Source organism: Methylosinus sp. sav-2 (genome assembly GCF_004366495.1).
Classification (GTDB): domain Bacteria; phylum Pseudomonadota; class Alphaproteobacteria; order Rhizobiales; family Beijerinckiaceae; genus Methylosinus.
The window spans coordinates 135,664-155,687 of the sequence record NZ_SOEJ01000003.1; the positions used below are offsets into that span (position 1 = coordinate 135,664).

Below are 20,024 nucleotides of genomic sequence, written 5' to 3' on the forward strand. Positions count from 1 at the left end.
AGCCTTCAATAATCGAGGAAGCCGGAGCCGGCGGCGGGCGCCACGTTGATCGCGGCGACATTGGCGTTGATCGCGGCGGCTATGCCGTCGATTTTCTCGCGCGATTTGGATTTGTCCGGCGCGAAATTCATATTGCGGTCGAAGCGAACGAGCGCGTTTTGCGCCATCCATCGCAAAACCGGATGGCCGCCATGGTCGAGCAGGCCGGCGAAGACGAGACGCTCGAAATCCTTCGACGCCTCGCCGAGACTGGGGATTCCTTGGCGGACCTTCAAGAAGAGATCGGCGTCGACGCCTTCGTTTTGAAGATCCGTATAGAGCTTCGTCGCATTCCACGGATCATAGCCCATCCTGCGCACATCATAGAGCTCGAGGCCCTCGACGATCGCCGCTTGCACATAGGATTGATCGACGTAATCGCCGGGCGTCGCTTCGATCGCTCCCATTTGGAGCCAGCGGTCGTAATTGACGCGGTCTCGCTTGGAGCGGATGTCGATATTGTCGGCCGGAACCCAGAAGCGCGCGACGAGGCGGACCTTGTCGCCGGGCTCTTCCGGGAGAAACCACCAAATGAGCGCGGTGATATCGATGGTCGACGATATGTCGAAGCCGCCGACGCAGCTTTTGCCGCGAAGCTCTTTCGAAAAGCGGCGCCAGCCGTCTTTTTCGCCGCAAGCGTCCCATTTCTTGATCGGGAGCCATCGCGAGATCGCCTCGACCCATTGATTGAGATGGTAGCGGCGAAAATGCGACTCGGCGCGCGGATTGCCTTTCGCGATGCGCGCCTCTCCGCGCAGAAAGTCGAGCGTCGGCGAAAGGCCGAGGTTCGGATTGACGCGGCGCCAGACTTCCTCGTCTTGCCAGTCGTCATCCTCGCCGGCTGCGAACATGACGACGAGTGTCGACGGCTCGTAAATGCCGGCGCCTTCGTCGGCCTCGGCGGTCGGCGGCGCGATCGGGCCGGCGAGAATTTTTTGACTCTCATCGAAGAGTTCCCAGCCGGTGAGCGCGCTCTTCAAGCCCGCGGTCGACGCGAATAGCTCTATCGGCTGCAAACGAGCGCCCATGCCCTGCCGCAGCGTCGTCGCCAGCTCGCGCGAAATCCATTCGTGCATTTCGTCGCCGACCGAGACGGTCGGCGAGCGGCCGTGCTTTCCCTCGACCTTGCCCGGAAGAAGCTGAAAGCTGGCGCGACATTCGGGAATCCATAGGGATTTACGGAAAATGCCGATCGACGACTTCAGGCTGTCGTTTTGAACGACGATCGCCTTCATCTTGTCGAAGATGATCTTCGCTTGCTCTTCGTTTCGCGCGAAGACGAAGCCCTGGCCGCCGACGACGCCCTCTAGCACCCAAAAGAGAAGCGCGAGCGCGGCGAGAAACTCGCTCTTGCCGTTCTTGCGCGGAATCCACAGCATGAGACGGCGGAACAGCCGGACATGCTCGAAACTCTTTTCATGCGTTTGCGGGTCGAGAACCTCGACGGGAACCTTCCAGCCGACGAGCATCCGGACCGTGATTTCCTGCCAGAAGGCAAGACGGAAGGGGACGCCGGCGAAGCGGTCATCCGTGAGACGGAATATTTTCGGCCATAGCTCGACGATCGCATCGGCCTTCGCCGCATCGAACCATGCTCCGGGAACGCGGGCGGCGCGGCGCCATGTGATGCTCGGCCATTCCCAGCCGAGGGCCGACGCCCTGACGATCCATTCCGGCTCGGGCGTGAAGGCGTCGCCCGCGACGCAGGCGAGCGCCGCGGCCGAGGCCTCGCCGGCCGGGAGCGCGACGTCCATGCGCGCTCACTGATAAGTGCCGGGCGGCGGCGAGTCGAAGCGATTGGCGAGGCCGACGATTCCGTCTTCCGCCTGCGGCGCGTCTTTGGACGGCTGCTTGGGCGCGCCGGGCTGGTCGAAGAGGCCCCCGGCGAGCCCGCCGGCCTGCTTGCCGATGAGGTCGAGGCGGTCGAGCGGCGTGAGGCCGAACCGTTTCGAGAATTCGAGGATGAATTTGACGGCCGTGTCGCGCCGATCGACGGCGGGATTGTTGCGCGGCATGCGGTCGCCGGAGACGGTTTTGACGAGCCGGCTGAAGCCGTTTTTGTTTATGTCGGCCTGCGCGGCGACGAAGTCCGCGTAATAGACGCAGAAAATCGCGAAGGAATGGCGGTCGAGCGGCGCGAAGAGGTTCAGCTTCGCGAGGCGAGGCGCGTATTCGCGCCAGATCGTGAGCGCCGGGAGAAGACGGCCGTCATTGAGCAGCGACGGCGGCGCGAGCGTGTCGTCCGATTCGGCGGGAGCCGCCGCGAGCAGTGACGCGAGCGACTCGGCGTCGGCGATCTGGCGATCGGTCTTCGACCGCCGCTTGCCCGGATAGGCCTTCGCCGCCTGCAACTCCGGCGGATCGCGACGACGTCCCATAAGTTCCTCTCGACGCTCCAAAAAAACATTTCCGCGGATTTCGCGGCGATTTGCCGGGAGTTGAGCAACCGGTCGCGGGGGAGGGGGCCGGGAGGTTTTACCGCCCCCACCCTTGGGGCTGTTCGCGATCGGCGGCGGCGATCGGCGAAGGTCAGCCGCGGCGCGTCTCGGCCTCTTCGCGCTGCTTGTCGCGATTGTGGTGGAACGCGCAGAGCGATTGGAAGGGGCCGTTCCAAAACTTGTTCGCGTCGCCACGATGCGGCTCGATATGATCGCAGACGCTCGCGGCGACGACGACACCATCGGCGAGGCACATGCGGCACAAAGGCTCGCGCGCCAATTGCTCGTCTCGAATGGCGCGCCAGCGCGCGAGCCCATACCATGCGCGCCACGGCGCAGCGTCGCGACGTCGCCGCTCATAGTCCGCGTCGCTCTGCGGACGCGCGTCGACGACGGACGCGGGAACAGCGCCGCGCCGACCGGCGAGGCGAGGGGCCTTGGCCATGGGCTCTAGCCCTTCACAGCAAGGGGAAATGTCGAAAGCTTCGCACTCACGCCGACTTTCGTCCGCAGTGCGCTTTGACGGCGAGCCCGATCGGAGGCCGTTGGCCTTGCTCCACAAGCTCGACGTGTCCGACTTCGATGATGAGGGGCGTCGGACTGCCGAAGATGCAAATTTCTAGGCGGAGGATTCCACGCTTGTCAATGTCGACGACGCTTCCTTCATGATCGACGAATGGTCCGGCGGCGATCCGCACGCGATCACCCTTGCCGATCGAATTGCCGCGCGCGTCGCGCTTCGGCGCATGATTGCGATAGAATTCAATCAGCTCGCTCGGGACCGCAGCCGGTTCGCTCGAGCCCGCCGCGCAGATGAATCCACGAACGCCGGGCGTGGCGGAGATCGCCCATCGAATGGCCTCGGACATGGCGACCTCCAGGAAGAGATAACGTCCGAAGCGAGGAACCTTGCGAATCGCTCTCGTCACGCGATCGCTCTTGCGGCCAGCCCAACGTCGGCTGATCTTGATCTCGTCGATCGGGCGCCAGACGCGGAAGCGCGCGGCGGCGAGCCGAAGACAGACGTCGAAGTCCTTTCCCTCGAATGCTTCGACGACATACCAGCGCATCATTGAAGGCCCCCGAAAACCTTGCCGCTCCCGAACCACGACGCGAACGCGCTACATGCGGCGCACGCCCTCACGCGGCGTCGCCGTCCTTCGGCTTCGGCGGCGGCCATTCGGATTTCTCGTATCGCCCGCGCCCGATCTTCATATCGACGGCGAAGAGCTTGCCGCCCGGCATGCGGACATCCTTGGCCTCGCGATGCCAACGCTCCCAGGCCAGCCATTGCGGCGAGCCCTCGCGGATGAACACCGTCGCCACGGCCGCCGTGTCGGGCTTGGCGTTGAACGCCTGCCAGCCCTTGCCGCGCAGCCAATTGGCCGCGGTCATCCGCTTGCGCGTCTGCGCTTTGCACGCCTCGACGTAGGAGGGCGCCCATTTGACGGCGAGCGCCTGGTCTTCGTCGCAGAGCCGCAGGAACAGCCGGCGAGCCGGCTCGACGAGGTCGACGAGATCGAACGGCCAAACCTTTTTGAACTCGTCGAAGCGCGAAGCGCGCTCGCCCATGCCCCCCTTGGGGGGTAAGGGGGGTATAGGTTTGGGTTCTAGGTTTGAGTCTTCCTTAGAATAACCCGCACCATTGCGGGTTAACCTACCCTCGATTTGCGGGTTAACCTCATCCGGGGTTAACCCGCAATTTGCGGCATAAGCCGTTTCGGCTTCGGCCGCGCGCTCGGCCTGCTCGCCTGCCTCGCGCACGAATTGTTCTTCATCGCCATCGCTAAGCTCCTCCCAGCCGAGATCGCGCGCATAGCCGCGCGCGCGGTCGTCATGCAGCACGACATATTCATTGCTGCGCCGGCCGCCGTTTGCGTTCGAGCTGTAGCGATATGTCTGGTAGATCAGCCCGAGCTTGGCGAGTTCACGAAGCCGCCGCGCGACCGTATCGGTCGATTGCTCGGTTTCCTCGGCGAGCTGCTCATGGCTCGGAAAGGCCGCGCCATTTTGATTGGCGTAATTCGCCAAAGTGAGCAGCACGACTTTCGCCGAAGGGCTTCCGGTTTCCTTGCCGAGCGCCCAATTCATGGCTTGAATGCTCATAGGTCGAGCGCCCCCTGTTTCGGAGGCGTCGCGACCGGCGCGACGAACATATCGGGCTCGCGCAACGCGTCGGAGATACGCCGGCGCGCGACCTCGAAATATTTCGGCTCGATTTCGATTCCGACAAACCGACGTCCGAGCTTCACGGCGGCGACGCCGGTCGTTCCGGTTCCGCAAAACGGATCGAGAATCGTTCGCGCGCTCGCGACGAAGCCGAGCGTCCACATCATGAGCGGGAGCGGCTTTTGCGTCGCATGTCCATATTCGACGCGGCCGACCGGCGCGTCGAAGCGCTTCGAAGGTCGATCGAGATTGGTCCAGGCAGTCTCGAAATCCGCCATGGTCGGAACAGCATTGGTCTTGTTCCAGATCAGCCAACATCGCGCGGGCGGAAGGGCGAAATATTGCCCGCCCCAGAAAATTTGATGTTTCGATAGGCCGATCAGATCCCGGAGCACCTGCTCTTCAGGGGGCGCGCGATCCCATCGGGCCATTTCCTTGAAGCCCGCCTTGGCGCCCCATGTGCCGCCCTGCATCTTGTCGCCGAGCCCATAGGGCGGATCGGTCACGACGGCGTCGAAGCGACCGAGTTGCGGCAAAATTTCCCGGCAATCGGCGAGCCACAGCGTCACGCCTTCGGAGAGCCTTTCGATGCGCGGCGCGGTCATGGCGCGGCGCTCCCGCTGGGCTCGCCGGCGCAGCGCAGCCATGCCCCGAATTCGACTTCGACGGCGCGCCAGCGCTCGCGCGCCGCGGCGTCGCGATCGAAGTCCTTGCGGCTTGCGACATCGCAGCGGCGGCGCAGCGCGTCCGCCGCGCCCTCGGGCGTGTCGACGCCGAGGAATTTCTGAAACGCGCCTTCGGCGCAGCGCATCGCCGCCCGCCGCGCGAGCGGGAATTCGCAAGGCTTCGCCTTATCCTCGCACGGCGTGGCGGCTTGCTCGGACGCGCGCGCGTCGTCGGCCGCAGGCGTGTCGGTCGGCTGCTTGGGCGCGACAGCCGAGCGGATTTCGGCTTCGTGCCGTCGCACCCATTGGAGCGTTCGCAGCGCCGCGGCGAGCGCCTGGACGTCATAATCGCGTTCGGCCGCGCGCGAGGGGACGCGCGCGCCGCCGCCGACGATCCGGCGCGCGCGATCGACGGCCCCGATTTGCTCGGCGAGCGAAAAGAGCTGAACGCGTTCGCTCATGACGCCTCGTTCCCCCAGGCGTCCCACCCGTCGCGCGCCGGCCCGCGGCGGTTCAATTCGATTTTCGGCAGCGTCGGCCAGAGCCTTTCGATCAGCTCGGCGAAGATTTCGGGCTTGGCGCTATGCGCGCCGGGCGGCGCGACGATCACCGATTCCGGCTGTTCGCCGGGCGCCGGCGGAACGACCTTCCCGCGCTTGCCGATAAGAAGGATTTCGTGGCGCGTCCGCACCCAACGGCCGAGGCCGATGCGCCCCTTGTCCCACACGATTTGCGTGACATAGGCGAAGCCGTAAGACTCCATCACGCGCAGCGCCTCGACGATCATCGCGGCGATCGCCCACATGGCGAGAACGCAATCGTCCGCGGCGATCGAAGCGACGTCGAGCCCGGCGATCTCTTCCGTCGTCATCACGGAATAATGATTGGCCGCCGCGCGGTCATAGCCCGTTTCCTCGGACCAAGCCGTTTCCTTCCAAGCGGGGTCGCAATAAATGACGCCGTAGCGCTTCGTCGGCCATGCGCAGATCCTCGCGCCGAGTTCTTTCTCACGCTCGGCGCGACGCTCTTTCTTTTCGGCTTGGCGCTCGGCATGCGTCGCGACGAGCGCGCGCTCGGCTTCGTGCTTTGCAGCTTCGACCTTTCGCTCGAACGCAGCACTCGGCAGCTCGGCGAGCTTTTGCCAGCGGCTCGACTGCGTTTTCGATACGCCGAGATCGGCGAGCGTCGCCATAGTCGCAGGCCGCGACTTCGGATCGCCGCCTTTGACGCGCTCGCCCGTCTCGGCCATGCTCCGCAACAGCTCGCCGGCCTTGCGCTCGGCGCGCAGCCTTATTTCCGTCGCCCAGCCGATCAGATCGCCGTCCTTGGCTTGGCGCGCATATTCCTGAAGCGCCTTCGCGGAATCGCGAATCTTTTTCGCTTCGTCGACGCGATAGGCCTCGGCGAGCGCCGCGCGGGCGGCCTCGTATCGGGCGAGCCCGCTCATTGCAGCTCCCCGAAATGCTCTTTGCAGGCGAAGACGATCTTCGTTCCGCGATGAAGACTGCCGAAACCGAGGCCCGTCGACGCGCCGCAGCGAAAGCACAGATGCGCGCGCGGCGATTTGAGATCGCTCACGCCGAAGCGCTCGACGATCTCGGCGCGCGTCGGCTTCACGCGCGGCCGGCTCGCGCGGCGCGCCGCGCCGAAGAGATCACTCATCGTCGCGCCTCGCGGCCTCGCCGAGCGGCGTATCCATGAAATCGCCGAGCGCGGACAGATAGAGGTCGAGGATTTCGGCCTCTTCCTCGCGCTTGGTTCTATCGACGCGACGAAGCGCGACGATCTTGCGGACGATCTTCGGATCGAAGCCGACCGATTTGACCTCGCCGTAGACGTCTTTGATATCGGCCGAGATCGCGTCCTTTTCTTCGGCGAGCCGTTCGATACGAAGGATGAAGGCGCGCAGCCTCACGCCGTCGACGCTGATGAGCGCCGGCATTACAGCGACCTCGTATCGATATAATGCGCGCTCAGATCCTCGTCGGCGGCGGGCGACGCGTCGCAAGCTGTGGAGGCGAGCGCGCGCGCGAGCGCGTCGAAGCCGCGCGCCGCGCGCCGAAACGGCCATGACGCGGCCAAGGCGCAGCCGAGAAAAAGGTCGCGCAGAAGCGACGCGGCCAAGGCCGCGCGCAATCGGAATTTGCGCATGAGGAATCTCGCGCGTTCGAGTGACGTCGAAACTCGGGATTACCGACTGGACAGAGACTCGAATTCTTCCTCGAGCTTTCGAACGCTTTCGAGGTAACGCGCACGCCGCTCGGCGATCGCGGCCTCGAGCAGACTCTCGGGCGCGTCGCCGCCAATGACGAAGACGAGAAAATCCGCGCCATAAGCGCGGATCAGATGGAGAAGGGCGAGAAAGTCCGGCGCGCATTGCAGGGCGAGCCATTTGCGCACGCGATCCGCCTTCACGGCGCCGCATGTGATGGCCTCCACGGCTTCCGCGGTCTTGTGCGGATGCAAGCGCAGCAGAAAGGCGACGAGGCGTTCGAGCGCCTCCCGGCCGAGCAGGCTGGAAAAGTTTCCAGGATTTCCGGAAAGCTTTCCAAATTTCGTCGAATCTTTTCCCACTGAAACCCCCGATGCTGCATGCATCGAAGGGCTCGGAGCGAACGAGAATTCATCGACGAGGCGCATTGCTCGGAGGCCCTAGATCGCCGCCGCGGCGTTGGCGCGCCGCATCGGCCTCGATTTGGAACGGGAACAGGTGAGACGGCGCGTTGGCGCGCGCCGAGTGAACGCAATGAACGCAGACGCAAAAGGCCCCGAGGCCGAAGCCTCGGGGGAGTTAGGGAGGAAACGCCCAAGGAGGGCTAAGCGGCCGCTTACGGCGGCCAGTCGCGACGCGCGGCAAAGAGCAGGGAAGCCGCGCGAAGAGGAATGCGCCGAGGCGCGAAAAGAGCGGCGCTGTGGTCTCATGCGCCCTCGGTTTCGCGCTTGACGGACGAACGCAGGGCGCGGCCATCGGCGACATGGCCCAGGGCCTCGAGCAGGGCGCGCGCATCGGCGATCGAAAGGCGGAGCGCCAGCTTTTTGCCGCCCTCGATACGGAAGGCGAGCAGAACGCTTTGCAGCGCACCACGTTCGACCGCGATCAATTCGCTATTCTGTGGCGACATTTCCGAGATCATGCATCACTCTCGGCTGGAAAAAGGGAGGATGGCGATGCTGCGCCGTTCGCACGTCGAATGTTCAGCGGCCAATCGGCGTCAGTCGGCCAATTGTCCGCGAACCATCCGATGGCCGCGTTGAAGCGGCGCAGGGTTATGTCTTTGCCCCGGCGCACTGCGGCGAGCTTTTTGCTGTCGCCGAACACGCGGGAGCTGATCGTCGTTTCGCTTGCGCCGGTTAGGGCAGCGTAGGCGTCGGCGAGAGCGATGAGATCGTGTTCCGTGGCCATAGCGCAGAAATAGGTAATAATACCTGCTTTGACAACGGTTAAATTACCGATCGTCACTTTTTCCCGAGTCAGGTAAAAATACCGTATGGATTTGAAGGCCATCCTGCGTCGGATCGAAAGCCGCCTGAAGGTCGTCGGCCTCTCGGAATCGGCTGCGTCGAAGCGCGCCGGCAAGACCGATGCGATTCGTAACCTGAGACGCGCCATTAACGACGGCCGTCGGACCGGGATCACGACGACAACGCTCGCGGCCCTCGCGCCGGTCCTGAAGACGACGGTTGCATGGCTCGCCGAAGGTGTTGGCCGGGAGGATGCCGAAACGGGCGCGCAAATCCGCCTTGCGGGCGTTGTTCGAGCCGGCTCCGCAGCGATCCTCTATGCGGAAAATCAGGACGGCGACCGCTGGATAGAGCCGCCGCCCGCTTTCGACGAACATTCGTTCGCCGTCGAGGTGCATGGGGATTCTCTCGGGCCGTTGTTCGATCGATGGTTTCTGTTCTGCGACGGGCGGCGCGAGGCGATCGACGCCGATCTCATCAATCGGCTCTGCATTGTCGGGCTCGACGACGGTCGGATATTGGTCAAAAAGGTCGTGCGCGGGCAATTGCCGGGGAAGCACACGCTTTTGTCGAACACCGAGCCGCCGATTTATGACGTGGCGATCCTATGGGCCGCCCGAGTGCGGGAGATGACGCCCGGATATCATTAATTTGGAACTTCGATGCGCCCCGCCTTGATGAGGTGTTAGGTTTCTGAAGCGGAATGTCTTGGTCTAGGAATGGAACTAATCATGTCACCGGAGTTGAGGCGGGCGATATTCCGGATCAACGCCCATTTTATCGGGAAGGTCGCTCACTTCTTCTTGTGTGCCGATCGGGCGAACGTAATCGCCGTTCCACTTAATGTTCTTTGTTAAAGGCTGGTCTGTTGCCGGGTGTGCAGACGTAATTCCAAAGTAGCTTGGAATTTTTACCAGTAAAACTGTGGGAATGCGATAAAGCAAAGTTTGGCTATTTGCTATCTTCTCTTTTAGGTCGGGCGCGAAAGGCCTGTTCGAGCCTGACAGAGCTTCGCCAAGGTCTTTTAAATTCAGCCCATTTTCTTTGGCACGCTCTGCCATCCATTGCAGCGTATAGTCCGACAGTCCATGCTCTCGATAGCCTCCGCCAACGTTTGAATGGACGCCCGGGAACCAGCGCTCAACATAAAGCGGGAAGCCATGCTCAGCGATATTTCTTTGATTGCGCTGACGATGATAGTCGGAGAGTTCAATCGGCATCGGGCGAAACGGCCAACGCCGTTCATCCGCAGCTATAGCGTGGTAGGCAGCGTCGACACTCACGTTCAGCATGCTGTCATGGAAACCCGTCTTGAAAAACCGATCGTTCAGGCGCCCTAAGGTTGCGGAATATGGAATGCCCAGCGCTCCGACTGTGTCCCATATTCCGAGAAAACGAATTCCGACCGGGTAATAACAGAAATTATCTTCCCGAAATTTTCGTGTTCTTGCCTCTTGCGGTCGCCACTCTTCGCTTCTTGATTTATGATACCTGTATATTTCTTCAACTAGATGAAGATCCTGACAGCGAAGCACCCCAAATTTGTGAATCATGTCGGCAATTACTCGCGCGATGAAGGCTCCGCGACTAAAACCAAAAAGATAAATTTTATCTCCATGCTCATAATTACTAACGATAAATGAGTAAGCATCCTTTATATTATATGATACGCCATATCCTAAAATACCGCCTCTGTATTTTTCTATTTTCCTATTTCCAACTCCAGCTATGTAATGCAGTATTTGTGGATCGCCGTTTTTGCATTTCAATTCTGTTGCTTGCAGCAAGCGTACAACATTGGTGTTGTGCGCCGTTGGTTCATTCCAGGTCCCGTCACAAAAAATAACAAGCTTCTTAGGCATTGCGCTCACGTGCTCCGCAAAGACGCCGCTGCCCTTGCGCTGGGACCGCTCTGCCCGCGGAAGGTTGGCGGTAACTCTCACCGCATTATGAGCGAAGTCGCGTAAAGTGCCACCAGGTCGGGAGACTGCGTCCACGACAACGACGTGCTCCACGGGCTCACTTTAGAGGAGGGTAGCAAAATCGGTAATAATACCTAATTATGGCTTGACATTAGGTAATACTACCTTACCGTCATTGCGTCGTCCACGCTTCGCAATGGTCCATCGTGCAACCCTCCGTTTCACTCGCCGTAGCAGCGACAGACCTGCCGCAGTTTCGCGCCAGTTTGCTCGAGCCGCGCCAAATCCTCGTGCTTATGACCGCGGATGTGGTGGTTCTTCGCTCGACGTGTGGTTTCGTCGATTTCACTGATCTCGCCGCCCTCGGTTGGACGAAGGATCAGCTCGACCAATACGGCCCCGCCGCTGCGATGGAAGCGATCCGCCGCGCCGCTTTTTCGGACGATCCTTTGTCGTCGCTTTCGCCCGACGACGCGGGCGCGGCGACGATCACCGCATCGCTCTTGCCGCCGGACTTCGACCTCGACGACGAGACCGGCCTTTTTCTCCATTTGCATGCGCAGCGCATGCCGTGGCGCGACATTCGAAAGCTCGCGCCTTTCATCGTCGCCAAGGCGCGCGAGCAGCGCGCTTGCCTGAACCGCGCGCAGGCGATCGACGGCGCGCGCGACATCGCGTCCGGAGTCTCCCGATGAATGAAACGGATTTCACCAAGCCACCCGTTCGACGCGGCCCGCGCGAGCGTCTCGCCCCGACGATCGAGCGCGCCCGCGCGCGCAAAGCGGCGCCGATCGAAACGATTTCCGTCACACGCGTCGACGTCAATTATCGCAACAGCATCGGCCTGCGGACCATCGTCATTTCCCTTCCGCGCATGAAATTTCTGGAAAGGCCCGAACGATGAGCGCGATCATAGACGAAGAGCTGCCGCTGTCCCTCGTCACGCGCCTGTCGCCGCTCAACCCGCGTCAGGATATGGCGAGCGACGTCTCGACGCTCGCGGCGACGATCCGCGCGCGCGGGCTCCTGCACCCGATCCTCATTCGCGCGGTCGCCGGAGAAGACTGCTATGCGGTCTTGGCGGGCGGGCGCCGCTGGCGCGCCTTGCGCTCGCTCGGTCCGGAAGACCGCGTCGTCGAGGTCCGCATTTTCACCGGCTCGGACGCCGAGGCGCGCGAGGCCGCGCTCGCCGAAGCCGTCACGCAAAAGCCGCTGCATCCGGTCGAAGAGTTCGAGGCCTTTTCCGACCTCGAGAAATCCGGCTTCGACGTGCCGACGATCGCGCGCGATTTCGCTCTGACCGAGCGCCATGTTCGCCAAAGGCTCGCGCTCGGCCGATTGAGCCCGCGCGTTCGCGATTTGTGGAAAGCGGGTGAGATCAGTCGCACGCTCGCCGAGGCATTCACGGCCGGAACGATCGAAGCGCAGGACGCTTTTCTCGACGGGCCGTCGAGCCAAGTCTGGTCCGCCCACGCCATTCGCAAGGCGCTCCGCCGCGAGGCCGTCGAGGCGCATGAGGCGCTTTCGAAATTCATTCTCGCCGAGCGCGGGCGTCGCGCGAGCTATGAGCTCATGGGCGGGCGCATCGAAGACAGCCTCTTTTCGGAAGAGACGGTTCTTTTGGATCGGACGATCGCGCAGAGCTTCGAGGATGGTTTCTTGCTCGCGGCGGCGGAAGAGATCGCCGAGGCGGAAGGGTGGGGCCGCGCCGAGATCGCCGGCGGCGGCGACGCCGATCCCGCCTATTCCGAGCCAGATTACACGAAGGCGGAAGAGCGCCGCCTCGACGCCATCCGCGCCGAGCGACGCGACTGCGACGACGCCGAGCGGCGCGCCGCGCTCGATCGGGAAGAGGAGGAGATCGACGTCCGCGCGCTGCTTCGCGCTGTGCCGAAAAAGGCGCGCGCCACGCTCGGCGTTCGCGCCGAGCTGGACAGCGAAGGGCGTGTCGAGATCGTCCGCGCGGTGCCGCAAGCGAAGCCGCAGGAAGAGCCACGTCGGGAGGAAGAGGACGAGCCGGGCGCCGCGCGCGCCACCGATCGGCGCGCGTCGAAGGCGCGCGAGGCCCGCGAGCCCGAGCCGCCGACGATCCCGCCCGCGCCGGGCGGCAAGGACGCGCAAGCCGTCTTGACCGACGCGCTCGGCGGCGCGCTCGCCATTGCAACGGCGAGCAATCTCAACCTCGCGCTTTCCTTCGCCGTGGCGGCGCTCGGCTGCTCGCATGGCCGCATCGGCGTCGGGCTCGCGCGCGAGATCACGATTGCCTCGCCGCCGCGTCACGCGCTGTTGCAGCGGCTCGCGCCGGCGCATTTTCTCGAGGGCCTCGCGATCGTCGCTCGAGCGCCGCTCGCCGACCTCTCCGCCGCCTTCGCGGAATTGATCGGCCGCTCGCTTTGGCTCGAGAACCTAAAGCCGTCGCAGACGCAGAATTTCGTCTCGCTCGCCGCCGGCCTTGTCGACTTGCGCGCCGATCTCTGCGACGCGCTGGACTATAGAGCGCTGTTCGAGGCGTTTTCGCGCGAGGATGCGCTCGACGCGATCCGCGCGATCGACGGCGAGGCCGCCGCCAACGAGGCGGGCAAGCTCCGCAAGCCGAAGATCGTCGAGCGCGCCGCTCTGCTCGCGCGCGACCGTCGTTGGGTTCCCGAGGCGCTGGCGTCGCTGTCCGCATCGAAGCCGAGAGACGAGCGCTCGACCGCGCAAGCCATGGTCGAGGAAATCGCGCGCGACGAAGCGGCGAAGGCCGCAGGGCAGGGGAGCGACGGCGACGACGCGCCGACGATCGCCCAGGCCGTCGAGCGCTTCCTCGAGGAGCGCTGCGTCCGCGGCGGCGACGGCCGCATCAAGGCGAAGGCCTTGCTCGACCGCTTCAGCGAATTCGCCGAGGCCGAGGCCGTCGATTGGAGCGAGACGGCCCCGTGACGCGCGCGCGCCGCCGACCCGAACCCGCGCGCTGCGCTCCCGGTCCCAGTGACATGGCGTCTATCGAGTTCAAATATCTCGTAAAAGATACCGACCGATATGGCACGGACCGCTATTACGTGCGCATCAACGGGCGCAAGCGGCGCATTCGCGGCGAGCCGCCCGGCCCGGAATTCGTCGCCGCCTATCATGCCGCGCGCGCCGAGCTGGAAGCGGGGCAGGGCGCGGCGGCGGAACGCAAGACGATTCGCCCTGGCTCGCTGGAATGGCTCGGCCGGGAATATTTCGCGAGCGGAATCTTCCGTCAGCTCGACGCGCGATCGCAGCGGCTGCGGCGAAATATCCTCGAGGCATGCTTCGCCGAGCCGATCGCCCCCGCCTCCAAGGCCAGAATGGGCGATTGTCCGCTCGCGGCTTTCGGCTCGCGGCACGTCGAGACCTTGCGCGACCGCAAGCTGACGACGCCGGGCGCGGCGAACAATCGCCTGAAATATCTCGGCGCGATGTTCTCATGGGCGGTGAAATCGAAACGCTGGACGGACAATCCCGTCGCGGGCGTCGAATCGCTGCGCTACGCCTCGGACGGCTTCCATAGCTGGTCCGACGAGGAGCGTGCGAAATTCGAGGCGCATTGGCCGATCGGAACGAAACCCCGGCTCGCCTATGCGCTATTGCTCTACACGGGCGCCCGGCGCGGCGACGTCGTGACGCTCGGCCGACAGCATATGCGCAACGGCGTCATCGCCTTCGTCCCGGAGAAGACGAAGCGGCTCCGGGCGGACCCGGTCTTCGTCGAGATCGTCGAACCGCTGCGGACGGCGATCGAGGCCGGCCCGGCCGGGAACATGACCTTTTTGCTGACCGAATATGGCGCGCCTTTCTCGGCCGCCGGCTTTGGCAATTGGTTCGGGGAGAAATGCGCCGAGGCGGGCCTGCCCCATTGCAGCGCCCATGGGCTGCGCAAGGCCGGGGCGACGATCGCCGCCGACGGCGGCGCGAGCGAGCGCCAGCTCATGGCGCTCTATGGCTGGACGACGCTAGGTCAGGCCTCGACCTATGTCCGCCGCGCGAACAGCAAGCGCCTCGCAGCGGGCGCCGTAAGGCTGATCGGGGAAACGGCCGGGGAACAAAATGTCCCACCGAATGGGACGGATGCTGTCCCACAGGACGGAACAGACTGATTTCATTGTATGATTTTCGGAGCTGGCAGGAGTGGAGGGACTCGAACCCCCAACCCCCGGTTTTGGAGACCGGTGCTCTAGCCGATTGAGCTACACTCCTGCGGTGACGGCGCGCCGTCGGGGCTCTCAATGCCGCATCGCGGCCGAGGATGCAAGCGCCGGGGAGGGGCCTCGGCGCATTTTGCGGGTCAAGAATTGCCGCCCGACAGCACGGTGACGGCGCGGCGGTTCTGCGACCAGCAGGAAATATCGTCGCAGACCGCGACCGGGCGCTCCTTGCCATAGCTGATCGTGCGGATGCGCCCGGCGGAGAGGCCGCGCGAGGCCAGATAATTTTTCACCACCTCGGCGCGGCGGGCGCCGAGCGCGAAATTATATTCGCGCGTGCCGCGCTCGTCCGCATGGCCCTCCACGGTGAAGGAATAGCGGCCGTAGCGCTGCAGCCAGTCGGACTGCTTGTCGAGCGTCGCCTGCGCGGTGGGCGTCAGCTCGCTCGAATCGGTCTCGAAATAGACGCGGTCGCCGACATTTACGACGAAATCCTGCGGGCTTCCGGGGGCGGCGTAGCCGCCGCGGCCATTGGCGCCGGCGCCGCCGGCGAGCGCGGCGTTCTCATCCTCGGCGTTTTTGGCGCAGGCGCCGAGCGAGACGGCCGCCAGAATGGCGACGGCGAAGCGCAGGGCGCGCGTGGCGGAAAGCAATGCCATTTCCTCTAAGCTCCTCTGACGACGGGTCTCTACTGTCGCCAGTCCTATCCGCGCAGGGGTTAAGCGAAGGTTCCGTCAACCTTGACGAAAGCTTTGCGCGTCCCGATGCGGCGCGCGAAAGCGCAGTAAGGTTAACGTGAGCTTGATCGTCGATGCGGTCCGTGGCGGCAGTGAGGCAAAAAGGCGGCGCGAAAGGAGATGCGCCTTGTCCCACAGGGAATTGCGTATGGGGAATGCGGGGGCTGGACCGCCGCCCGGATCATTGTTAGCACTTTCTTCACCATGAGGCGGAGGGTGCTGGAGACGATGCGCGATCTGAAACGCTCCGCCAGCCGCTTTCACGGGCAATTCTGCGCGGCGATCTGCGCTTTGACGCTCGCCGGCTGCGTCGATACGGCGGTCGAGATCGGCCATCCGCGTCCCGAGCAGCTCGCCCAGCGGCAACGTCCGACGCCGCGGCCCGGCGTCAGCCCGCGCGGCGCGCCTGTGGCGCTCATCAGTCTGGAGGGCGCGCCGGAGGATGCGCTGGCGCGCTTCCGCCCAGCCTTCGCCCGCGCGACGGAGAGCCGCGACATAGCCGCCGCCGAAGAGCCGGCGGCCGCCTATCGTCTGCGCGGTTATCTCACCGCCTATGCGAGCCCCGAAGGGGCGACGCGCTTCGCCTATGTCTTCGATATTTTCGACCGCAACGGACGACGCGCCCGCCGCCTCACCGACGAGGTGGCCGTGACCGGCGCCGGCGATCCTTGGACGCTGCTCGACGATCGGGCGCTGGCCGCGGTCGCGGCGCGGGGCGCCGATGAGCTCGCCGCCTTTCTCTCCGATACGCCCGAGGCCGTCGCCGCGGCGGCGGGCGCAGAATCGGGCGTGACGATCGCCGCGGCGACACGGGGCGAGCCGGCCTCCGCGCCGAGCGACGCCAAGCCATTGGGCTTCGCCGAGATCAAGTGAGCGATCGGCCGAAGGAGTCGATCGCGACTGCGCCGAGCGCTCCGAAGAGGACGACGAGCCAGGCCGGCGCCCGCCAGAAGACCAGCAGCAGATAGGCCGTCGCCGCGAGGCAGAAATCCGCAGCCGAGAAGACCGCGCTGGTCCAGACCGGCGTGTAGAGCGCGCCCGTGAGAATGCCGACCACGGCCGCATTGACGCCGGCGAGCGCCGAACGCATGGCCGAGCGGCCGCGCACCGCATCCCAGAATGGCAGCACGCCGAGCAGCAGCAGCAAGGACGGCAGATAGATGGCGACGAGGCACAGGATCGCGCCCGCCCAGCCGTTGGGCGGCTCGCGCATCGCCGCGCCGAGAAACGCCGCGAAGGTGAAGAGGGGGCCGGGCACGGCCTGGGCGGCGACGTAGCCTGCGAGGAAGGCGTCCGAGCCGATCCAGCCCGGCGGCGTCACCGCCTGCTGCAGCAGCGGCAGCACCACATGGCCGCCGCCGAACACCAGAGCGCCGGAACGAAAGAAAGCCGCGAAAATGGCGAGCCAATGCGCGCCGGTGGTAGCGGCGAGAATCGGCGCGCCGATCAGCACGAGGACGAAGAGAGCGAGCGAGGCGAGGCCGGCGCGCCGACCGATGAAGCCGGCGGAGATCGGCGCCGACGCCGGCGCCGATCTCTGTGGGAGCAGCAGCCATCCGATGAGGCCGCCGCCGACAATGGCGCCGATCTGGCCCGCGGCCGAGGGAAGCGCCAGAGTGAGGATCATTGCCGCGAGCGCGATCGTGGCGCGCTCGCGATCCGGGCAGAGGCTCCGAGCCATGCCCCAGACCGCCTGTGCGACGACGGCCACGGCGACAATCGCGAGGCCGTGCAGCCAGGAAAGATGCGCGACATCGCCGAGCTGTGAGACGCAATAGGCGAAAAGGACGAGGGCGACGGCCGAGGGCAAGGTGAAGCCGAGCCAGGCCGAGAAGCCGCCGAGCAGGCCGGCGCGCGACATGCCGAGAATGAAGCCGAGCTGGCTGCTGGCCGGTCCAGGAAGAAATTGGCAGAGCGCGACTAAATCGGCAAAGGCCGTCTCGCTCAGCCATTTGCGGCGCTCGACGAATTCGGCCCGGAAGTAGCCGATATGGGCGATCGGTCCGCCGAAGCTGGTCAGTCCCAGCTGCAAAAAGGCGAGAAGAGCCTCGAGAGCCGGATGCCGCGGAGGTCGGGAGCCGACGATGTCGTCTATGTCGTTGCGCATGAGCGTTTCGCCTTGTCCTCTCGGCGGCTCATACGCTCGCGCGCGGGATCGCGGAAGCCGTCCGCCACGCGCCGCCCGCCTGCGCATTGACGACCCGGCCGGCTTTATGTATCGAATTAGCTACATAAGGTCGCGAGGCGATAGCCGGCGCGCCAGGGGATGGGGTGCCCCCTACAACCGCCGAAGAGGCTGATGACTCCTGCTCAATGCCGATGATCGGAAGATCATCGAACAAGGGCGCTTGCGCGCTCGCAATGCAGGAGGAAGCAGATGAATCAGGATCTCTCGGTTTTCGTCACCCCTTTCGCTCTCGTCATCGGATGCGCGCTGATCGCCGCTGGCGGGCTCTACTTCATCGAGATTCAATTTCTGAAGTCGCGCGTCCAGGCGATCGCCGCGCTCGTCGCGGGCTCCATCGTTCTCGCCGCGCTCGAGGTGGTGCTCGCCGGCAGCAGCGTCTCATTCTTCAAGGCGCAGCAGGTGCAGACTTCCGCCTGCGAGCTCGAGGGCGAGTCCGCGCATCCGGAGGCGCGTCTCGGCGTGGACGTCAATGTCATCCACAAGCACATTCTCGGCTGCATGCAGGAGGCCGGCTATGAATGGGCTCCCGCGCATCGCAATTGCAAGGATGCGCCGGTCGCCACCAATGCCTATTGCTATCTGCCGGCCACCGGCTTCGAGCGCGCGATCACCGCGTTTCAGCTGAGATTCGAATAGCCCGATCGCGGCGGCGAGCCTAAGCTCGCCGCTCGCCCCTGCAGGGCGCTTGCCGGTTGGAGGACATGCTCCATTTGACCTCGAGACTGAGGGGAAGGCGGCGCCCCGTCGGGAACAGACGGGAGATGTGCCGATGAATGAGGATATCGCCGCCTTCGTGGCTCCGCTGACGCTCATGCTCGGCGGCGGATTGCTGGCGCTCGGCGGGCTGTCCTTCATCGGCATCGACTACTTCGACAGCAAGTTCAAGGCGCGCGTCGCCTTCGCCGTCGGCCTCGCCTTCATCGTCGCCACAGAGTTCGTCTTCGTCACCGGCAGCAGCAGCGGACGCTATTTCGCCGGGCTGAAGATAGACGTCACCGATTGCGAACTCGACAGCGAGAGCAAGCTCCCCCAGGAGCGGCACAAGAACAGCCGCGTGTTGCATGATCATATCGTCGCCTGCATGGAGCGGCTCGGCTATGAGTGGAACGCCGAGCACGAGCACTGCAAGGAGGCGAAAATCGCCACCAACTCCTTCTGCTATCTGCCGACGCGGCCGGTGGCGCGGGCGATCGTGCGCTTTCAGACCGCCTTCGAGTGATCGGAAGAGCGCTCAGGCGCGATTCACCGCCTCGCCGGGGACGAAAGCGTCGAACGCCGCCCAGAACTGCTCGCGCAATTCGTCGCGCTCCATCAGCAATTCGTGGCGCGCGCCGGGAACCTCTATGAGGCTCGCGACCGGCAGCCTCTGAGCGAAGCGCTCGATCGCGCGCGAGGAGACGATGCGGTCGCGCCCGCAGAGAAACGCCATCACCGGCGAGCGCACGGCGCGGGCGTATTCGGGCGCGGCGAACTGCTTCATCAGCCGGAAGGCGGCGTTGACCCAGCCGACCGTCGGATCGCCGATGGCGAGATGCGGCGCGGCGCGCACCACATCGGCGTTGCGGGAGAAGCGCGCGGGATCGGAGGTCAGCCGATTGCCCTCGAATGGCAGCTCCTCCAGCGATTTCGGCCCGCCGCCCGGCACATACATGGCGCCGAGGCCGAACATATCGAGCGTGTCGGCGATGGCGCGCGCGCCGATCGGAAAGCGCAGGCCCTCGAAATCGACCATCGGCGCGGCGACGATGACGCGATCGAATGGCGAGCGCGCCGAATGGACGCGATCGAGCAATATGGCGCCGCCCATGGAATGCGCCAGCGCATGCCAGGGGGAGGGGCATTCGAGCGCCAGAACATCGGTGATGAAAGCGTCGAGATCGCGCTGATAGAGCGCGAAATCATCGACATGGCCCTTGCGCGGATCGGAAAGATCGCGCTCCGAGCCGCCCTGTCCGCGCCAATCCAGCGTCACCACATGGAGGTCGCGGGCGAGCAGATCGTTGATCGTCTCGAAATATTTCTCGATGAACTCGGCCCGGCCCTGAAACAGCGCCACTGTGCCGATCGCCCCACGCGGCGGCGCGAAGCTCGCCGCGCGCAAGCTGCGTCCATCCGCCGTGCGAATGGCGAAGACCTTCGCATTGGGCGGTACGGGATTGTCGGGCGTACCGATGAGCTGCGATTCGGTGAGCGGCATGTCGGGCGATCCTGCTGCGGCCGGAACGAAAGGCGCTGCCTGCGCCTCTCGCCCCG

The 20,024-nt window shown here is 64.6% G+C and carries 27 protein-coding genes, 1 tRNA gene and 1 riboswitch; of the genes, 9 read left to right on the forward strand and 19 right to left on the reverse strand.

The features are described 5' to 3' along the window. Window positions 1-5: 5 nt before the first annotated feature. The 3 genes from EDE12_RS09215 to EDE12_RS22095 form a co-directional block, all read right to left on the reverse strand. Window positions 6-1,793 (reverse strand): terminase TerL endonuclease subunit, encoded by a 1,788-nt coding sequence (locus EDE12_RS09215; protein WP_026598612.1) that lies wholly within the window; start codon window positions 1,791-1,793, stop codon window positions 6-8. Between the two features lie 6 nt (window positions 1,794-1,799). Next, window positions 1,800-2,417 carry a P27 family phage terminase small subunit gene (locus tag EDE12_RS09220; protein WP_051592461.1) on the reverse strand — a complete coding sequence of 206 codons (618 nt, stop codon included), beginning with the start codon at window positions 2,415-2,417 and terminating at the stop codon, window positions 1,800-1,802. Window positions 2,418-2,568: 151 nt separating this feature from the next. Beyond that, window positions 2,569-2,922 carry a hypothetical protein gene (locus EDE12_RS22095; RefSeq protein ID WP_026598613.1) on the reverse strand — a complete coding sequence of 118 codons (354 nt, stop codon included), beginning with the start codon at window positions 2,920-2,922 and terminating at the stop codon, window positions 2,569-2,571. Window positions 2,923-3,142: 220 nt separating this feature from the next. Between EDE12_RS22095 and EDE12_RS22225 the strand changes: the two genes are divergently transcribed. Further along, window positions 3,143-3,553, forward strand: coding sequence for a hypothetical protein (locus EDE12_RS22225; protein ID WP_245275757.1), 411 nt, complete (start codon window positions 3,143-3,145; stop codon window positions 3,551-3,553). 64 nt (window positions 3,554-3,617) lie between these two features. On the opposite strand, the gene EDE12_RS09235 is transcribed toward EDE12_RS22225, so the two are convergent. From EDE12_RS09235 to EDE12_RS09285, 11 genes are all read right to left on the reverse strand, one after another. Further along, window positions 3,618-4,583, reverse strand: a complete 966-nt coding sequence (locus EDE12_RS09235; RefSeq protein WP_026598615.1) for a helix-turn-helix domain-containing protein — start codon at window positions 4,581-4,583, stop codon at window positions 3,618-3,620. Continuing rightward, window positions 4,580-5,251, reverse strand: a complete 672-nt coding sequence (locus tag EDE12_RS22450) for a site-specific DNA-methyltransferase (RefSeq protein ID WP_198029882.1) — start codon at window positions 5,249-5,251, stop codon at window positions 4,580-4,582. The genes EDE12_RS09235 and EDE12_RS22450 overlap by 4 nt, the downstream gene beginning before the upstream one ends. Then, window positions 5,248-5,772 carry a hypothetical protein gene (locus EDE12_RS09245; protein ID WP_026598616.1) on the reverse strand — a complete coding sequence of 175 codons (525 nt, stop codon included), beginning with the start codon at window positions 5,770-5,772 and terminating at the stop codon, window positions 5,248-5,250. Before EDE12_RS09245 ends, EDE12_RS22450 begins: the two co-directional genes overlap by 4 nt. After that, on the reverse strand, window positions 5,769-6,758 hold the full coding sequence (locus EDE12_RS09250; RefSeq protein WP_026598617.1) for an MT-A70 family methyltransferase: 990 nt from the start codon (window positions 6,756-6,758) through the stop codon (window positions 5,769-5,771). The genes EDE12_RS09245 and EDE12_RS09250 overlap by 4 nt, the downstream gene beginning before the upstream one ends. Then, window positions 6,755-6,973, reverse strand: coding sequence for a hypothetical protein (locus EDE12_RS09255; protein WP_026598618.1), 219 nt, complete (start codon window positions 6,971-6,973; stop codon window positions 6,755-6,757). Before EDE12_RS09255 ends, EDE12_RS09250 begins: the two co-directional genes overlap by 4 nt. Then, window positions 6,966-7,253, reverse strand: a complete 288-nt coding sequence (locus EDE12_RS09260) for a DUF2312 domain-containing protein (RefSeq protein ID WP_026598619.1) — start codon at window positions 7,251-7,253, stop codon at window positions 6,966-6,968. The genes EDE12_RS09255 and EDE12_RS09260 overlap by 8 nt, the downstream gene beginning before the upstream one ends. Beyond that, on the reverse strand, window positions 7,253-7,462 hold the full coding sequence (locus EDE12_RS09265) for a hypothetical protein (RefSeq protein WP_026598620.1): 210 nt from the start codon (window positions 7,460-7,462) through the stop codon (window positions 7,253-7,255). The genes EDE12_RS09260 and EDE12_RS09265 overlap by 1 nt, the downstream gene beginning before the upstream one ends. 39 nt (window positions 7,463-7,501) lie before the next feature. Next, window positions 7,502-7,909 carry a hypothetical protein gene (locus EDE12_RS09270; protein ID WP_134188058.1) on the reverse strand — a complete coding sequence of 136 codons (408 nt, stop codon included), beginning with the start codon at window positions 7,907-7,909 and terminating at the stop codon, window positions 7,502-7,504. A 320-nt stretch (window positions 7,910-8,229) separates the two neighbouring features. Beyond that, window positions 8,230-8,412 (reverse strand): hypothetical protein, encoded by a 183-nt coding sequence (locus EDE12_RS09275; RefSeq protein WP_134188059.1) that lies wholly within the window; start codon window positions 8,410-8,412, stop codon window positions 8,230-8,232. Between the two features lie 29 nt (window positions 8,413-8,441). Continuing rightward, window positions 8,442-8,771, reverse strand: a complete 330-nt coding sequence (locus EDE12_RS22100) for a hypothetical protein (RefSeq protein WP_208326063.1) — start codon at window positions 8,769-8,771, stop codon at window positions 8,442-8,444. After that, window positions 8,758-9,171 (reverse strand): hypothetical protein, encoded by a 414-nt coding sequence (locus tag EDE12_RS09285; protein ID WP_157198936.1) that lies wholly within the window; start codon window positions 9,169-9,171, stop codon window positions 8,758-8,760. The genes EDE12_RS22100 and EDE12_RS09285 overlap by 14 nt, the downstream gene beginning before the upstream one ends. Window positions 9,172-9,189: 18 nt before the next feature. Here EDE12_RS09285 and EDE12_RS21840 point away from each other — a divergent pair, with 18 nt between their 5' ends. Continuing rightward, entirely contained in the window at window positions 9,190-9,423 is a 234-nt protein-coding gene (locus EDE12_RS21840) for a hypothetical protein (RefSeq protein WP_051592655.1), read from the forward strand. 84 nt (window positions 9,424-9,507) lie between these two features. Here EDE12_RS21840 and EDE12_RS09290 read toward each other — a convergent pair whose 3' ends face one another. Then, the gene (locus tag EDE12_RS09290) at window positions 9,508-10,635 is read right to left on the reverse strand and encodes a DUF2235 domain-containing protein (RefSeq protein WP_084768630.1); all 1,128 of its coding nucleotides are present in this window, start codon (window positions 10,633-10,635) and stop codon (window positions 9,508-9,510) included. Between the two features lie 350 nt (window positions 10,636-10,985). Between EDE12_RS09290 and EDE12_RS09295 the strand changes: the two genes are divergently transcribed. Genes EDE12_RS09295 through EDE12_RS09310 form a run of 4 tightly spaced genes read left to right on the forward strand, consistent with a single transcriptional unit; the run spans window position 10,986 to window position 14,798 of the window. Then, on the forward strand, window positions 10,986-11,390 hold the full coding sequence (locus EDE12_RS09295) for a hypothetical protein (protein WP_134188061.1): 405 nt from the start codon (window positions 10,986-10,988) through the stop codon (window positions 11,388-11,390). Further along, complete coding sequence (locus tag EDE12_RS09300; RefSeq protein WP_026598627.1) at window positions 11,387-11,599, forward strand: hypothetical protein; 213 nt, start codon at window positions 11,387-11,389, stop codon at window positions 11,597-11,599. The genes EDE12_RS09295 and EDE12_RS09300 overlap by 4 nt, the downstream gene beginning before the upstream one ends. Next, window positions 11,596-13,617 (forward strand): ParB N-terminal domain-containing protein, encoded by a 2,022-nt coding sequence (locus tag EDE12_RS09305; RefSeq protein ID WP_026598628.1) that lies wholly within the window; start codon window positions 11,596-11,598, stop codon window positions 13,615-13,617. Before EDE12_RS09300 ends, EDE12_RS09305 begins: the two co-directional genes overlap by 4 nt. A gap of 53 nt (window positions 13,618-13,670) precedes the next feature. Then, window positions 13,671-14,798 carry a tyrosine-type recombinase/integrase gene (locus EDE12_RS09310; RefSeq protein ID WP_051592463.1) on the forward strand — a complete coding sequence of 376 codons (1,128 nt, stop codon included), beginning with the start codon at window positions 13,671-13,673 and terminating at the stop codon, window positions 14,796-14,798. 23 nt (window positions 14,799-14,821) lie between these two features. On the opposite strand, the gene EDE12_RS09315 is transcribed toward EDE12_RS09310, so the two are convergent. Together EDE12_RS09315 and pal are read right to left on the reverse strand one after the other, a co-directional pair. Next, window positions 14,822-14,898 (reverse strand) — tRNA-Trp (locus EDE12_RS09315). An 88-nt stretch (window positions 14,899-14,986) separates the two neighbouring features. Beyond that, complete coding sequence (pal, locus tag EDE12_RS09320) at window positions 14,987-15,505, reverse strand: peptidoglycan-associated lipoprotein Pal (RefSeq protein WP_024879912.1); 519 nt, start codon at window positions 15,503-15,505, stop codon at window positions 14,987-14,989. A gap of 306 nt (window positions 15,506-15,811) precedes the next feature. Between pal and EDE12_RS09325 the strand changes: the two genes are divergently transcribed. Continuing rightward, the gene (locus EDE12_RS09325) at window positions 15,812-16,456 is read left to right on the forward strand and encodes a hypothetical protein (protein ID WP_245511931.1); all 645 of its coding nucleotides are present in this window, start codon (window positions 15,812-15,814) and stop codon (window positions 16,454-16,456) included. On the opposite strand, the gene chrA is transcribed toward EDE12_RS09325, so the two are convergent. Beyond that, window positions 16,449-17,690 (reverse strand): chromate efflux transporter, encoded by a 1,242-nt coding sequence (gene chrA / locus EDE12_RS09330; RefSeq protein ID WP_051592464.1) that lies wholly within the window; start codon window positions 17,688-17,690, stop codon window positions 16,449-16,451. The genes EDE12_RS09325 and chrA overlap by 8 nt on opposite strands. 146 nt (window positions 17,691-17,836) lie before the next feature. Continuing rightward, window positions 17,837-17,899, forward strand: a riboswitch (Fluoride riboswitch). A 61-nt stretch (window positions 17,900-17,960) separates the two neighbouring features. Here chrA and EDE12_RS09335 point away from each other — a divergent pair. Then, window positions 17,961-18,407, forward strand: a complete 447-nt coding sequence (locus EDE12_RS09335) for a hypothetical protein (protein ID WP_026598630.1) — start codon at window positions 17,961-17,963, stop codon at window positions 18,405-18,407. A gap of 133 nt (window positions 18,408-18,540) precedes the next feature. Next, complete coding sequence (locus tag EDE12_RS09340; RefSeq protein WP_024879915.1) at window positions 18,541-18,990, forward strand: hypothetical protein; 450 nt, start codon at window positions 18,541-18,543, stop codon at window positions 18,988-18,990. A 12-nt stretch (window positions 18,991-19,002) separates the two neighbouring features. Here EDE12_RS09340 and EDE12_RS09345 read toward each other — a convergent pair whose 3' ends face one another. Next, window positions 19,003-19,968: an alpha/beta hydrolase gene (locus EDE12_RS09345; RefSeq protein WP_026598631.1), complete on the reverse strand. Its 966-nt coding sequence runs from the start codon at window positions 19,966-19,968 to the stop codon at window positions 19,003-19,005. Window positions 19,969-20,024 lie beyond the last annotated feature (56 nt).